The sequence below is a fragment of the Larkinella soli genome (assembly GCF_003703975.1).
GTDB classification, from domain to species: Bacteria; Bacteroidota; Bacteroidia; order Cytophagales; family Spirosomataceae; genus Larkinella; species Larkinella soli.
Map to the genome: position 1 here is coordinate 278,113 of NZ_QTJY01000005.1, position 15,278 is coordinate 293,390.

The window sequence follows — 15,278 nt, forward strand, 5'->3', positions numbered from 1 at the left end:
GTCGTCCTATTCGCTCTTCAGACTTTTGACCGGGTCCATCAGGGCGGCTTTGATGCTCTGGAAGCTCACCGTCAGCAGCGCGATGCCCATGGCTACCCCGCCGGCCCACACGAACACCCACGGACTCAGGCCAATGCGGTATTCGAACTGGTTGAGCCAGTTGCGCAGAAAAAACAAGGCAATGGGCGAAGCAATCAGGCAGGCAACACCCACCAGCCGCACAAACTCGGCGGAGAGCAGCCCCCAGAGGCTTAGAACGCCGGCCCCCAGCACCTTGCGGATGCCGATTTCCTTCGTCCGCTGCTCGGCCATGTAAGCCGCCAGCCCGAACAGCCCCAGACAGGAAAGAAATACCGACAGCACGGCAAACAGGCCCGCCAGTTGTCCGACCAGTTCCTCCTGCCGGAACTTGCGCCCGTACTCCTCCGAGGCAAACTGGTAATCGAACGGGTAGGCCGGGTTGAATTTCTGGAAGACCGGCTGTACCCGGGAAAGCGCTTCGGCCGTTCCCAGGCGGGCGGAAAGCCGGAAGATCACGCAGCTCTCGAAAGCCGGGTTATACATCAGCATCAGCGGGGTGACGGGCTGGTAGGGCGACTCGATGATCGAATTTTCGACCACACCTACCACCCGCAGTTTCCGGCCGGGGTCCCACACCAGCCGTACCTCCTGGTTGAGGGGGTCTTTCAGCCGCATGGCCTTCACGGCGGCTTCGTTCAGAATCACCGACAGCGAGTCGGTGCCGTTGGGCTGAAAATCCCGCCCGCTTTTCAGCCGGATGCCCATCGTTTGCAGGTAATCGGGCGAGGTGCCGATCAGGTTGACGCGCATGATCTCGTCGGGGGCCTTACCCGCCCAGTCGACCCGGGCGTCGTTGAGGATGGTGGTGGCCGGGCTGGACGCTTTCGTCACCCGCTCCACGGCCCCGGTTTGCAGCAGTTCGTTTCGCAGCGCCTGAAAATTCCGGCTCAGGTCGGCCGTCAGCATCACCGCCACGAGCCGTTCGGGCTGATAACCGACGGGGCGGCTTCGGGCATGGCGGATCTGCTGGTAGACGACGAACACGCTGACGATGAAGGCAATCGAGGCCGTGAATTGCGCAACGACCAGCACCTTCCGGGGCCAGTTGGCATTCCGGCCGATATGAACGGTACCCTTCAGCACCCGTACCGCCCCGAAAGCCGACAGATACAGGGCCGGATAGCTTCCTGCCAGCAGGCCCGTCACGACCGTGAAGCCCAGCGCCGTCGCCCAGAATACCGGCTCCCGCCAGGGAAAGGCCAGTTGCTTCTGCGTCAGGCTGTTGAAAGCCGGAAGGAACAGCAGCACCAGCAGCAGAGCCAGGACGAAGGCCAGCCCTGCCACCAGCACCGACTCGGTCAGGAATTGCCCGACCAGCTGACGGCGCAGGGAGCCGACCGCCTTCCGAACGCCCACCTCCCGCGCCCGCTTCCCGGAGCGGGCCGTCGAGAGGTTCATGAAATTGATGCAGGCGATCAGCAGCACGGCCAGCCCTACCAGAACGAACAGCCGGACGTAGGTGATAAAGCCGCCCACGTTCTTCCCGTTCCGGAATTCACCGTACAGGTGCCACCGGCTGACGGGGTGCAGAAACGGCTCGAAGATCGATTCGGGATAATGTCGTTTGATGATTCCGCGCAGTTTACGGTCTACGGCGGCCGGGTCGGCGTTGGGCCGGAGTTCGACCAGCAGCTCGACGATGTTGTTTTTCCAGTCGGTGCGGCTGTCCTGAATCCAGGGCAGGTTGATTTCCACCAGCCGGAACGGCACCAGATACTGGAACGTCCAGGCGGTATTGGGCGGCAGTTTGTCCAGCACACCGGTCACTTTCAGATCGAACTGGTCGTTGAAGCGGACGATCTTCCCCAGCGGGTCGGCCGGGCCGAACAGCGCCCGGGCCGCCCCTTCCGTCAGCACGATGGAGTTGGGTTCTTTCAGGGCGGTATGGCGGTCGCCGGAACGCATCGGGAGGGAAAACATGGACAGGAACTCCCCGCCGACCGTCTGGCCGTCCTGAAGAATCCTGACTTTCCCGTGCTCGAGCACGGTGGCCCTCCCCAGGGCCGGCAGCAGACTTTCGGTTACGCGGGCCATTTCCGGAATCTCCCGGCGCAGCACGTCCGCGAGCGGCAGGGGGCCGTTGGGCTGGGTGGTGGTTTCGCCGTTGGCCGTTCGGTTGAGCATGACCCGGAACAGCCGGGATTCGTTTTCGTAGAACCGGTCGAAGGTCAGTTCGTCGCGGACCCAGAAGCCGATCAGCATTGCCACGGCCATTCCGACGGCCAGTCCGACGATGTTGATGAAGCTGAAGGCGGTGTTTTTGCGCAGGCTGCGCCAGGCGATTTTGAGGTAATTCCGGAGCATAGCGGTGTGCGAATAAAAGGCGCTTCAAGGTACGCACACCCGCCCGAATCAGGGAGTTAAAAAAAGTTAAGCCGCTTTCGCGGCTTAAGAGCTTGCCTGGGCAAGCGTTTCTGCCTTCCCAATCCGTTTGTCATCCCAGTTCTTTTTGTCATCCCGAGGAACGAGGGATGACAAACCGTGCCCAGCCGGACCACCCCCAGATTGACCATCCGACCTGGAAGCAAAAACGCTTCCTCCAACCACCTTTAACGTAGGGGCAGAAGCCGGGGCCGGATTTACTTCCGTGCCGGCAGGCCGAGGTTCCGCTCGGTATCGGCGATGATGCGCTGGCGGTCGCTCTCCGACCGGCCGTTGAGGTTGATGGTTCGCTCGAAGACGTGCTCCTGCCCGTCTACCTTGTACTCGTACCGGAGTTTGAGCCGGTTGTTCTCCGTATCCTCGATGATGGTTTTTGTATACGGGGTTCCGTCGGGGGCGACGATCACGTTTTTGGGCAGGCCGTCGTCATTTTTCGACCGTCCGGTGGAGCGGTTGCCGTTGGACACCCAGGTCTCTCCCGACTCGTAGCGGGGTGGTTTGGGCGGTTTCGGAGTGGAAGCTACGGCGATCCGGACCCCCAGCGAGTCCTGAACCTGACGCACCAGGGCTTCTTTTTCCTCCCGGTCCATCTCGGCGGAATCGAAGGTGCGCTCGTAGTGAACGTTCCGGTCTTTCGACTCGATGTCGATCTTGATGGTCAGCTTTTTTCCGTCGTCATTGATGCACCGGCTGATGGAAGAACGCTCCTGCGCCGTCACGGCGACGCTTACTGCCAGAAGGCCGAGGGTAAGTAGGTGTTTCATAGCTTTATAGAGATAAAAGGCCGGTAGCGCAGGGATGAGCCGGCAGCCGGAGCAGCAATGAAATTAAGGATAAAAAGGTACCTGAGAAAATTTCCGGAGGGCATTAACACGATGTTAACGTCAAAACCCTCAGCACATTGCCTGCCGCGCATTTTTATTATTCCGATTTAAGACTTTTTACCGGATTCGTCAGGGCCGCCTTCGGACTTTGGAAGCTGTTCGTCAGGAAAGCCGCCCCGACGGCCGGCCCCCAGCACCTTGCGGATGCTGATCTCCTAACGGTCGTAGCTCCACTCGTGCCGGACAACCGGCTGATCAGGAGGCCGCCGGCGAGGGCCAGGGTGAGGCCGCCCAGGTTGGTGAAGGAGTAGCTTTTATGCCTCGCAAAATTCCGAAAGGCAATTTTCAGGTAGTTCTTCAGCATTGGACTGAGCCGTTCAAAGAAGCTCAGACGACCCGGAGAGCATCCCTATCCGACCGCCAAGCCTATGCCAGATGCGCCAACGCGCTGTATATCATAACATTAAAAAGTTGTCCTGTACCGATTCTGTCCGCAATCGGACAGGTTTTGTACGTTTGCGGACAAGCGGCTCCGGCGCGCCGGTTATGTTCAACTAAGCCTATATTAACTTATTTTTAACAAGTTTCGACTACATTTTAACTACTTTAGGTACTATATTTTATTATATAAATTCTATTCGATAATTTTAATCTTAAATAGTAACAAACAACAGTGTTTCCCGCTGTAAAGGATTGCCTTAGACGCTATGGGCGTTGTTTGATAAAAGAGAGTAAATTCCTAAACCCTAACACCTTTTATCAAAAACCCTATCCCAACCTTATGAAGAAATTGTACACGTTGAATGACTTACTTCGAACGTACCTGAGGGGATTCCGGATCCTGAGCCGATCCGCCCTGCCTGAGTACTCCTTCGCTTCCCCGCTTCATGGCAGCGAATCCCCTCTGGGGCATCATTAACCTGATTGCCTGAGAATTGGACTGGTTTCCAGACAATCCCTGAATAACGTTCCCGCCGTTCGGGAGGAAGGGCTGTCTGCTACATGGGTCCGAAATACCGTCTATGCTCTTTTGTTTCCGGCTGTTACCGATAACCGGTCGACGGCTGATGGTCTGCCAACCTTCTTAACTAAATCTAACCTTTTTTCTCTATGAAAAACTCTATTGATCAGGTGCCTCCAAAAACCAGGTATCTATTAGTACTCCTTCTGATGCTTGTCTCCGTCACCGGAGTGCTGGCCCAGGTAACGATACGAGGGAAAGTTACCAGCACCCAGGGTGAAGCGTTGCCCGGCGTGAGCATCGTCGTGAAGGGAACCACCCAGGGAACGACGACCAACGCCGAGGGGACTTATTCCCTCAACGTGCCGAACCGGAGCGCCACGCTGGTTTTCTCCTTCATCGGTTACGTATCGCAGGAAATCGCAGTGGGTGGCCGTTCGACCATCGATATCAAATTGCTCGACGACGTCAGCCAGCTGAACGAAGTCGTCGTGGTCGGTTACGGGGTCCAGAAGAAGGAAACCGTTACGGGTTCGGTCGTTTCCGTCAAAGGGGCCGACCTGGTGAAATCACCGACGACGAACCTTTCCAACTCCATCGCCGGGCGTCTGCCGGGCGTCGTGGCCGTCAACCGCAGCGGTGAGCCGGGCTACGACGGTTCTGCCATCCGGATCCGGGGTACGAACACGCTGGGGAACAACAACGCCCTGGTCGTCGTCGATGGGGTTCCGGCGCGTTCAGGCGGTCTGGAGCGGATCAACCCGGCCGACATCGAGAACATCTCGGTCCTGAAGGACGCTTCGGCGGCCATCTACGGTTCACGGGCGGCCAACGGGGTTATCCTGATCACCACCAAACGGGGTAAAACCGGCAAGCCGCAGTTGTCCTATTCATTCAACCAGGGCTTCTCGCAGCCGACGGTGGTTCCGAAACTGGCCAATGCCGGCGAATATGCCCAGATGCTCAACGACCTGAACGTCTATGAACTTCCGGTGTCGGAATGGGCAGCCGCTACGCAGGCCTACAAATCGACCGGCAAATATACCCGCCCGGACGGAACCGTTCGGACGGCTCCCTACTCACCGGACGACATCACGAAATACAACGACGGTTCGGACCCCTGGGGCCACCCGAACACCGACTGGTATAAATCGACCCTGAAAAACTGGTCTCCGCAGCAGCAGCACAACCTCCAGGTAACGGGCGGTACGGAAGATTTCAAGTACCTGGCCTCCATGGGTTACCAGAACCAGGATGCCTACTACAAACGTTCGGCGACGGGGTATAAGCAGTATGACCTGCGCGTCAACCTCGATGCCAACATCAACAAGTACGTTCACCTGGCCGTCGGTTTGCTGGGACGCGAGGAGTTCCGGTTCTACCCGACCCGGGGCGCCGGTGCCATCTTCCGGATGCAGATGCGCGGAAAACCGAACCAGCCGGCCTTCTGGCCCGACGGTCGTCCGGGTCCGGACATCGAGAACGGGGAGAACCCGGTCGTCATCACCACCAACGATACCGGTTACGATCAGGACAAGCGCGACTACTTCCAGACCAACGGTCAGCTTGACATCAAAATTCCGGGCGTGGAAGGTCTGAAGTTCTCCGGGACGGCCGCCATCGACAAATACTGGCGCAACCGCAAGCTGTGGCAGACGCCCTGGACGCTGTATGAGCGCGGCACGGGCGTCGACGCCAACGGCAACCCGAATCTGATTCCGAGCCGTCGCGGTCCGGCCGAACCCCGTCTGAACCTGTACAACGAAAACCAGCTGAACATCCTGCTCGGCGGGATCATGACCTACGAGCGGAAATTCGGCGCCGACCACGGCCTGACGGTACTGGCCGGGGTGAACCGGGAAACCATCGACGGTGACAACTTCGAAGCCTTCCGGCGCTACTTTATTTCGGCCAACATCGACCAGCTCTTCGCCGGGGGTGACCTGGAGAAAAACAACAACGGCGGAGCGTTCGAACGGGCCCGGATCAACTACTTCGGCCGGGTAGCCTATAACTACAAGGAGAAGTATCTGGCCGAGTTCCTGTGGCGTTATGACGGTTCCGACATCTTCCCACAAGAAACCCGTTACGGCTTCTTCCCGGGCTTCCTGGCGGGCTGGGTGATCTCGGAAGAAAATTTCCTGAAAAACTCCGTCCCGGCCATCAACTACCTGAAACTGCGCGGTTCGTGGGGTCAGTTGGGGAACGACCAGATCTACCTGCCGGGGACGACCAACCTGGCGACCTATCAGTATCTGGCCACCTACGGCTTCAACACCTACATTATCAACAACTCGCAGGCCAAGACGCTGACCGAGGCCCGGATTCCGAACCCGACCATTACGTGGGAGGTGGCCAACAACATGGACATCGGTCTGGAAGGGCAGCTGTTCAACGGTAAGATCAACTTCGAGTTCGACTACTTCAACAACCTGCGGACGTCGATTCTCTATCCGCGGAACGCATCCATCCCCCGCACGACGGGTCTGGTGCTGCCTCCGGAAAACATCGGGAAGGTGCGCAACCGCGGCTTCGACGGCCAGATCGGCTACAACGGCCAGGTGCAGGACCTGAAGTTTACGGTGTCCGTCAACGGCGGTTATGCCCAGAACAAAATCATCTTCTGGGATGAAGCGCCGGGCGCACCGGCCTGGCAGCGCACGACGGGCATGCCGATCAACACCTACATCGCCTACCAGTACGACGGGGTGTTCAGGGATCAGGCCGACATCGACGCCAACACGCTCGACTACTCGGCCATCGTGAAAACGCTCCGCCCGGGTGACATGAAGTACAAGGACTTCAACGGCGACGGCAAGATCACGCCCGACGACCGCGTCCGGAACAAGCGCACCAACCTGCCGCTGTTCCAGGGAGGGATGAACATCACGGCGGCCTACAAAAACTTCGACCTGACCATCCTGTTCCAGGGTTCGGCCGGGGCGCAGCAGTACATCAGCCTCGGGGAGTCCGGCAACATCGGGAACTACCTGAAAGAGATCTACACGGATCGCTGGACGGTCGACAACCCGAGCAGCGTTCACCCGCGGATCGCCAACCGGAGCGACCAGTATTTCTCAGGGGGTAACACCTACTGGCTGCGTTCGGCCGACTACCTTCGCCTGAAAAACCTGGAGATCGGCTATACGATCCCGGATCGCATCACGAAGAAAGCCGGCGTGAGCAGCCTGCGGCTGTACGGTAACGCCCTGAACCTGGCGACCCTCATCAACAAATTAGGTTCGTTCGATCCGGAAGCTGACAATGCGACGGGCCAGTATTATCCGCAGGCCCGTGTGATCAACTTTGGTGCATCGCTTCGTTTTTAATCCATCAAGTGACCATGCTAAGAAAATTTAAAACCATAAGTTTAGCCATCGGGATCGCCACCTTCGCCGTGACCGGTTGCAACGACGATTTCGTGAACACCCAGCCGCTGGATCAGGTATCCGGGGCGGCCGTCTGGTCGGACGCAGCGCTGGCCGAGGCCTTCGTCACGGGGATCTACGCCGGTCTGGGACAGGGCGGTTTCAACGAACAGCAGCTTGCCTCGCTGACCGACGAGACCATCTTCACGCACCCCGGCCGGAACATCACCACCATTACGGAGGGACGTTCGAACCCGGCCGATCCGGGCTGGATCAACGAGACGATCGACTGGAACCAGATGTATCTGCGCATCCGGGCCTGTAACCTCGCCCTGGCCAACCTCGCCAAACCGAACTTCACCAACACGAACAAGATCGTGGAGCGGCTGATCGGCGAAGCGAAGTTCCTGCGGGCTTACTACTACCACCAGCTGGTGCGGTATTATGGTGGCGTTCCCATCATCGACCGCCCGTATGAGCTGGGTGAAGCCGACTATCTGGCCCCCCGCAACACGATGGAAGAGTGTATCAACTTCATCGTGAAGGATTGCGACGATGCCGCTGCGGCCCTGAAAGGGGTGAGCATGGTAAGAGGCCGGGCCAACGAAGCCGCTGCCCTGGCGCTCAAATCCCGCATCCTGCTGTATGCCGCCAGCGACCTGTACGATGCCGCCACGGCCAAAGCGAAATCGTCGGCGCATGCCGCTTTCCAGAACGCGGCCCTGCTGGGCTACACCGGCGGCACGCGCGCCGAACGCTGGACCAAAGCCCGGGATGCCGCCAAAGCGGTGCTGGACCTGACCAGCTACGGCTACATGCTGAACCTGGCGGCCCCGGCCGTGAAGGAAGAAGGCATGACCAACTACAACAACATCGCCATGTCGCGCAACGGGGGTGAACGGGATGTGATCTTCTCCCGTCTGTTCATCAACGAGAAGCAGGAACCGGGCGGCCAGCAGGGCCTGTTCAACGGCCCGAACGGCTACCACAACTGGGCCGGTAACTCCCCGGTCCAGCTCATGGTCGACGATTATGAGATGATGGACGGCACGAAGTTCAGCTGGAGCAACCCGGCCCACGCTTCGGCCCCGTACAACAACCGTGACCCGCGCTTCTATGTCTCGATCCTGTACGACGGCGCCCCCTGGAAGCCCCGCACGGCCGACGTAGCCGCCAAAGACCCGGTCAACCAGATCCAGACGGGCAGCTACGAGGTAGTCGTCAACGGCGCGAAAACCACCATTGCCGGTCTCGACACCCGCAAGAGCTCGGTGGAAGACTGGAACGGCAGCTACACCGGTTATTATATGCGGAAGTTCATCGATCCGAGCCCCGCCATCGTCGATCAGAACACCTATCAGCAGGTTCCCTGGCCGTTCTTCCGCTACACGGAGGCCGTCCTGAACTACGCCGAAGCGCTGATTGAACTGGGCCAGGACGCCGATGCCAGAACCTGGCTGAACCGAATCCGCTTCCGGGCCGGGATGCCCGCCATCCCCGTCACCGAAACCGGGGCCGCGCTTCGTGAACGGTACCGCAACGAACGCCGGGTTGAACTGGCCTTTGAGGAACACCGCTACCACGACACCCGCCGGTGGATGATTGCCCCGACGACGCTGGGCCGGAAAGCCAACGGCATCACGATTACAGGTATCCTCAAACCGGGCAAGACCGTCTCGCTCTACAAGTACGATCCGACCAGCTACGACTATACGTATAAGGTTACCGAGATCGATCCCGGAAAGGAAAACCGCAACTGGGCGGACAAGCAGTACTACCTGCCGATCCACCGCGACGAGATGAACCGGAACAACAAGCTGATTCAGAACCCGGGATATTGACCGTCTCCATTTGCACAACGAATCACTCCGTGCCGGCCTCCAGAGGGTCGGCACGGATTTTTTGATAGCATTCTAAACGCCGGCCATTATGAAAACCATCATCTGCCTTTCCGGAATGATATTGCTGCTTTCCGGCACTCTGCGGGCGCAGAATCCAGGGGTGATTCGGGTCAAGGGAGGTCCCAACTGGCAACGGTCCGTGCCTCTGGGCGAGCGATACCGTTACCCGCAGTTTAAAAACGGTAAAATTACTTATACCTCCGGCCAGACGGCAACCGGCCGTCTGAACTACAACATCCTGATCGGCGAGATGCAGTTTATCGACATCAAAGGCGATACGCTTTCACTGGCGAACGAAACCACCGTCCGGGAGGTGGAGGTGGGTGAAAGCCGCTTCCGGTATGATCCCAAATTTGGTTTTATAGAAGTGATCTCCGAACACCCGGCCGCGTCCCTGACCATGAAGCCCGTTTTCAAGACCGTCCGGGCTGAAAAGAACGGCGGCTATAACCAGTCGTCGGGCACGTCGGCCATCAGTCAGTACAAATCGTTCATCGGCAGCAACGGGCAGTTGTCCCGGCTGGAACAGGAAGGCGACCTGCTGCTGGAAAAGGATGTCGTCTACCTGATGGTCGACCGGAACAACCGTTTCTACCGCCTGAACCGGGCTACCGTGCTGAAGACTTTCCCGAAAAGCAGATCCGAAATCGACGCCTTTCTGAAAGCGGAATCCATTGATTTCAAAAAAGAAGCAGATCTGAAAAAATTGCTGCAATTTTGTAGTTCGTTAAGTAATTACTGAACCGGACTTTTGCCTGGCCTCAACGTTTCGGAAGGCCCTTCACTATGAAATTTTATCCAGCTTATACCCTTTACCTACTGCTTCCGCTGACGGTTCTGACCGGATGCCGGGACTCCTCCGCTCCCGGGGGAAAACCCGCAGCCGAGGCTTCCGGCCCACCGCTCTTCACCCTGATGCCGGTGGAGGAAACCCGCGTCGATTTCGCCAACAACCTCTCCGAAGGCCTGAACACCAACGTGCTGATGTATGAATACTTCTACAACGGCGGGGGGGTGGCCGTGGGCGACCTCAACAACGACGGGCTGGACGACCTCTATTTCACCGGGAACATGGTTCCCAACAAGCTCTACCTGAACCGGGGCAGCCTGAAGTTCGAGGACATCACCGCCCCGGCCGGGGTGGCCGGCCGCGAAGGTCCGTGGAAAACCGGCGTTACGATGGCCGACGTCAACGGCGACGGCCGGCTCGACATTTTTGTCTGTTACTCCGGCAGCCTGCCTCCCGAAAAACGCACCAAACAGCTGTTCATCAACGAAGGGCCGGACGCCCGGGGCATGCCCCATTTCAGCGAACAGGCCGCCCGATACGGCCTCGACAGCCCCTCCAACGCCACCCATGCCACCTTCTTCGACTATGACCGGGACGGCGATCTCGATTGTTTTCTGGTGAATCACAACCCCAAGTCGCTGCCGGTTCTGGACGAAGCGACCACGGCCGACCTGCTGAAAAAACCCGACCCCGTGACGGGCCTGCGGCTGTTCCGAAACGACGGAAACCGCTTTCAGGACGTCACCGCCCGCGCCGGAATCCGCAGCACCTCCCTGTCGTATGGCCTGAGCGCCGGGGTGTCGGACCTCGACGGCGACGGCTGGCCGGACCTCTACGTCTCCAACGACTACACGGTTCCCGACTACCTTTATATCAACAACCGCAACGGCACCTTCACCGACCGCATTCAGTCGAGTCTGGGCCATTTTCCGCACTTCTCGATGGGTAGCGACGTGGCCGACGTCAACAACGACGGCCTGCCCGACCTCTTCGCGCTCGATATGCTGCCCGAAGACAACCGGCGTCAGAAGCTGCTCTTTGCCCCCGACAACTACGAGAAGTTCGAGTTGAACCTGAAAACCGGGTTTCACTACCAGTATATGCGGAATATGCTCCAGGTCAACAACGGCGACGGCACCTTCAGCGAAATGGGTCAGCTGGCGGGGCTTTCCAATACCGACTGGAGCTGGGCACCCCTCTTTGCCGATTACGACAACGACGGCTGGAAGGACCTTTTCGTCACGAACGGCTACGTCCGGGATTATACGAACATGGATTTCCTCAAATATATGGGGGACTACATGCAGCACAGCCAGGGCGACATCCGGCGGCAGAACGTCCTCGAACTGGTGTATAAAATGCCGGCTTCCGACGTGGTCAACTACGTCTTTCGGAACAACGGCAACCTGACCTTTACCGACATGAGCCGGGTCTGGGGCCTGACGCTGCCCTCCAACAGCAACGGAGCCGCCTACGCCGACCTCGACAACGACGGCGACCTCGACCTGGTGGTCAACAACATCAACAAACCGGCCTTCATCTACCGCAACGAAGCCGGTTCGCAGCTGAAACATCACTACCTGAAGGTGAAGCTGGAAGGGGCGGGCGCCAACCGCTTCGGGCTGGGGGCCAAAGTCATGCTGTACCGGAACGGCCAACAGCAGTATCTGGAGCAGATGCCGGCGCGTGGCTTTCAGTCGAGCGTGTCGACGGTGCTGCATTTCGGGCTGGGCCGGGACGCGGGCGTGGATTCGCTGCGGGTGGTCTGGCCGGGCGGGAAACAACAGTTACTGACGGGCGTCAAAGCCGACCAGGTGCTGACGCTCCGGGAAACCGGGGCCACCCTCCCCTACCGCGCGCCCAGACCGGTCCCGCCGGTATTCACGGAAGTAGCCTCCCCGATCGCCTACACGGCCGCCCGGAACACCGTCAACGATTTCAAACGCCAGCCGCTGCTGATCAACCCGCTCTCCTTCGCCGGTCCCTGTCTGATCAGGGCCGACCTGAACGGCGACGGGCTGGAAGACGTATTTGCCGGGGGCGGCAGCGGCCAGGCCGGCGCTATCTTCATGCAGGAAGCGGGCGGGCGGTTCGCCCGACGGCCGCAGCCTGCTCTGGAAGCCGACAAAGCCGCCGAGGATGCCGACGCGGCCTTCTTCGATGCCAACGGCGACGGCTTTACCGATCTGTATGTGGCCGGGGGCGGCTATGCCAGCTTCCTGCCCGACGACCCGCTGCTGCAGGACCGGCTGTATCTCAACGACGGCAATGGCAACTTTACGCGTAAAGCCGACGCCCTGCCGGTGATGCGGACCAGCAAAGGCTGCGTGCGGGTGACCGACCTCAACGGCGACCGCAAACCCGACCTTTTCGTGGGCGGCCGCGTCATTCCGGGGCGGTATCCCGAGACACCGCAAAGCTACCTGCTCATCAACGACGGCCAGGGTCGCTTTCAGGACCGGACGGCCGCCCTGGCCCCCGAACTCCAGCGGATCGGCATGGTGACCGATGCGGCCTGGGTGGACCTGAACGCCGACCGGAAACCTGAGCTGGTGGTCGTAGGTGAATGGATGCCGCTGACCGTGCTGACGCAGGAAGGCGGCAGGCTGACCATCAAAACGACGGATTTCTTCGGGAAGGAATATAAGGGCTGGTGGAACAAACTGCTGGTCGACGATCTCAACGGCGACGGAAAACCGGACCTGATCGTGGGCAACCAGGGCCTGAACACCCAATGTAAAGCCGACGACAAAGAACCGGCCGAACTGATCTACAAGGATTTCGACGACAACGGCTCCGTCGATCCGATCTTCTCCTTTTACATGCAGGGCAAAAGTTATCCCTACGTCACCCGCGACGAACTGCTCGACCAGATGAGCATCATGCGGACCCGCTTCCCGGATTACAAAAGCTACGCCGACGCCACCCTGAAGGACATCTTCACGGAGGAAGAACTGAAGGACGCCAAACGGCTGGAAGCCAATTACCTGAAGACGGCTTATTTCGAAAGCACGGCCGGCGGAAAACTCCGGGAGAAAACTCTGCCCGTGGAGGTGCAGGCGTCCCCGGTCTTTGCCCTGGCCACCCTGGATTATGACCACGACGGCCGAAAGGACCTGCTGGTGGGCGGTAACATCAACCGCGCCCGGCTGCGATTCGGGAAGTACGATGCCAACTACGGTATGCTGCTGAAAGGCGACGGCAAGGGCGGCTTTCGCTACGTGCCCCAGCGCCAGTCCGGTTTTCAGATCAAAGGGGACGTCCGGAGCATCCTGCCGGTCGGCAATACGGTATGGTTCGGCATCAATCAGGACCGGGTCCAGGCCTACCGGAATGCGTTCCCGAAACCTGCGTCGCCGGCTCTTTGACTCTTTTACCCCAATCCCGACAGCGGGTTAGCGGTAAAACCGGACCCGCTGCCTGACCGGGCACCGCAGCGCTTTGTCATCCCGACGCAGGAGGAATCCGGTGCTTCGGCACTTTGTCATCCCGAGGAACGAGGGATCTGGTGCGTCGGCACTCGGTCAGATCGGTTATTCAGCCACAAGATCCCTCCTGCGTCGGGATGACAAAACAGGCCGGATGGAAAAATGGAGTGCGGTCATTTCCGGCGCTTCTGGGCTATGAAGATATGTATCAATAGGTTATGAGGTATACCCTGATCCTTTTATTGCTTTTCCTCTCCGCCTGCCGGAACACCTCCGAGGTGCAGGCGCCGGCCCTGAGCAGCCGGGAGGTCGGGAAGGTCATCGACCAGATGACGGAGGTAATGATCCATGACGTGACGAACCCTCCGCTGGCCGCCCGTTTCTATGCCTACGCCTGCCTGTCGGGTTACGAAGTGGTGGCGCAGAACGAGCCGGGGTACCGAAGCATGAAGGGCGTGCTGAACGGTTTTCCGGACATTCAGAAACCGGAGGTGAATGGGTATTCTCCCCATCTGAGCGCCGTGCTGGCGATGCTGAAAACGGCTCAGAAAATGCAGCCCTCGGGGTCGAAGCTCCAGCCGTTCGAGAAGCAGTTGCTGGACTCCTGCCGGACGGCGGGTTTTTCACAGGAGGTGATCGACCGGTCGCAGGAATATGCCGCAGCTATCAGCAAACAGATGCTGGCCTACGCCAAAGCCGACCGCTACAACCGGATCAGCAACTACCCCCGCTATACGCCCGCCGGAACCGAAGGCAGCTGGTACCCGACCCCCCCCGGCTTTTTCGCCCCGGTCGAGCCTTATTTCAACACCATACGGCCGTTTACGCTCGATACCTGCCATCAGTTTAAACCGGTGCCGCCGGTGGCTTTTTCAAAGGAGAAAAACTCGGCTTTTTATCGGCTGATGAGGCAGAACTACGCCGAAAAACTGCCGGATGAACACCGTGAGATTGCCGCCTTCTGGGACTGTAACCCGTTTGCACTGGAGGACAACGGCCACCTGCTGGTCGGCATGAAGAAGATTTCGCCGGGCGCCCACTGGATGGGCATTACGGGCATCGCCTGCGCCCAGGCGAAGAAGTCCTTTGCCGAAGCCCTGAAGATTCATACCGCCGTCGCCGTCGGTCTGACGGACGGCTTCATCTGCTGCTGGGACGAAAAATACCGCAGCAACCGCATCCGGCCCGAAACCGCTATCCGGAAATACCTCGACCCGTCGTGGAAGCCGTTCCTGCAGACGCCCCCGTTTCCGGAGTATCTGAGCGGCCACTCGACCATTTCGTCGGCCTCCGCCGTGATCCTGACCCACTTCTTCGGGGAAAACTTCGCCTACACCGATACGGTCGAGGAGCGCTACGGCCTGAAAGCCCGCTCCTTCCCCTCCTTTCAGGCCGCCGCCGTCGAAGCCGGCCTTTCCCGTTTCTACGGCGGCATTCACTTCATGGACGCCATCGACAACGGCCGGACGCAGGGTCTGAAGGTCGGCGAATGGGTGGTCCGGAAGCTGAAGTAAAGCAATGAAAGCTTCTTTTTATCGGAATT

General features: G+C 59.2%; 8 protein-coding genes. 5 read left to right on the forward strand and 3 right to left on the reverse strand.

The genetic code is table 11. The features are described 5' to 3' along the window. Window positions 1-6: 6 nt before the first annotated feature. The 3 genes from DX909_RS14925 to DX909_RS14935 all read right to left on the reverse strand — a co-directional run bounded on the left by DX909_RS14925 (window position 7) and on the right by DX909_RS14935 (window position 3,651). Complete coding sequence (locus tag DX909_RS14925) at window positions 7-2,385, reverse strand: ABC transporter permease (protein ID WP_128545982.1); 2,379 nt, start codon at window positions 2,383-2,385, stop codon at window positions 7-9. Window positions 2,386-2,660: 275 nt separating this feature from the next. Next, window positions 2,661-3,227, reverse strand: a complete 567-nt coding sequence (locus DX909_RS14930) for a hypothetical protein (protein WP_128545983.1) — start codon at window positions 3,225-3,227, stop codon at window positions 2,661-2,663. Window positions 3,228-3,384: 157 nt separating this feature from the next. Beyond that, window positions 3,385-3,651, reverse strand: a complete 267-nt coding sequence (locus DX909_RS14935; RefSeq protein ID WP_128545984.1) for a hypothetical protein — start codon at window positions 3,649-3,651, stop codon at window positions 3,385-3,387. An 806-nt stretch (window positions 3,652-4,457) separates the two neighbouring features. Between DX909_RS14935 and DX909_RS14940 the strand changes: the two genes are divergently transcribed. The 5 genes from DX909_RS14940 to DX909_RS14960 all read left to right on the forward strand — a co-directional run bounded on the left by DX909_RS14940 (window position 4,458) and on the right by DX909_RS14960 (window position 15,249). After that, window positions 4,458-7,577 carry a SusC/RagA family TonB-linked outer membrane protein gene (locus tag DX909_RS14940; RefSeq protein ID WP_229311050.1) on the forward strand — a complete coding sequence of 1,040 codons (3,120 nt, stop codon included), beginning with the start codon at window positions 4,458-4,460 and terminating at the stop codon, window positions 7,575-7,577. Between the two features lie 14 nt (window positions 7,578-7,591). Beyond that, window positions 7,592-9,457, forward strand: a complete 1,866-nt coding sequence (locus tag DX909_RS14945; RefSeq protein ID WP_128545986.1) for a RagB/SusD family nutrient uptake outer membrane protein — start codon at window positions 7,592-7,594, stop codon at window positions 9,455-9,457. 88 nt (window positions 9,458-9,545) lie between these two features. After that, window positions 9,546-10,259, forward strand: coding sequence for a hypothetical protein (locus tag DX909_RS14950; RefSeq protein ID WP_128545987.1), 714 nt, complete (start codon window positions 9,546-9,548; stop codon window positions 10,257-10,259). 44 nt (window positions 10,260-10,303) lie between these two features. Next, a complete protein-coding gene (locus tag DX909_RS14955) occupies window positions 10,304-13,675 on the forward strand; it encodes a VCBS repeat-containing protein (RefSeq protein WP_128545988.1) in 3,372 nt (1,123 codons plus the stop codon). Window positions 13,676-13,953: 278 nt separating this feature from the next. Then, a complete protein-coding gene (locus tag DX909_RS14960; RefSeq protein ID WP_128545989.1) occupies window positions 13,954-15,249 on the forward strand; it encodes a vanadium-dependent haloperoxidase in 1,296 nt (431 codons plus the stop codon). Window positions 15,250-15,278 lie beyond the last annotated feature (29 nt).

Bases quoted from the DNA above. Each gene is read 5' to 3' on its own strand.
- DX909_RS14955 (WP_128545988.1), top strand. From the start codon at position 10,304: ATGAAATTTTATCCAGCTTATACCCTTTACCTACTGCTTCCGCTGACG.
- DX909_RS14930 (WP_128545983.1), bottom strand. From the start codon at position 3,227: ATGAAACACCTACTTACCCTCGGCCTTCTGGCAGTAAGCGTCGCCGTG.
- DX909_RS14960 (WP_128545989.1), top strand. From the start codon at position 13,954: ATGAGGTATACCCTGATCCTTTTATTGCTTTTCCTCTCCGCCTGCCGG.
- DX909_RS14940 (WP_229311050.1), top strand. From the start codon at position 4,458: ATGCTTGTCTCCGTCACCGGAGTGCTGGCCCAGGTAACGATACGAGGG.
- DX909_RS14935 (WP_128545984.1), bottom strand. From the start codon at position 3,651: ATGCTGAAGAACTACCTGAAAATTGCCTTTCGGAATTTTGCGAGGCAT.
- DX909_RS14925 (WP_128545982.1), bottom strand. From the start codon at position 2,385: ATGCTCCGGAATTACCTCAAAATCGCCTGGCGCAGCCTGCGCAAAAAC.
- DX909_RS14945 (WP_128545986.1), top strand. From the start codon at position 7,592: ATGCTAAGAAAATTTAAAACCATAAGTTTAGCCATCGGGATCGCCACC.
- DX909_RS14950 (WP_128545987.1), top strand. From the start codon at position 9,546: ATGAAAACCATCATCTGCCTTTCCGGAATGATATTGCTGCTTTCCGGC.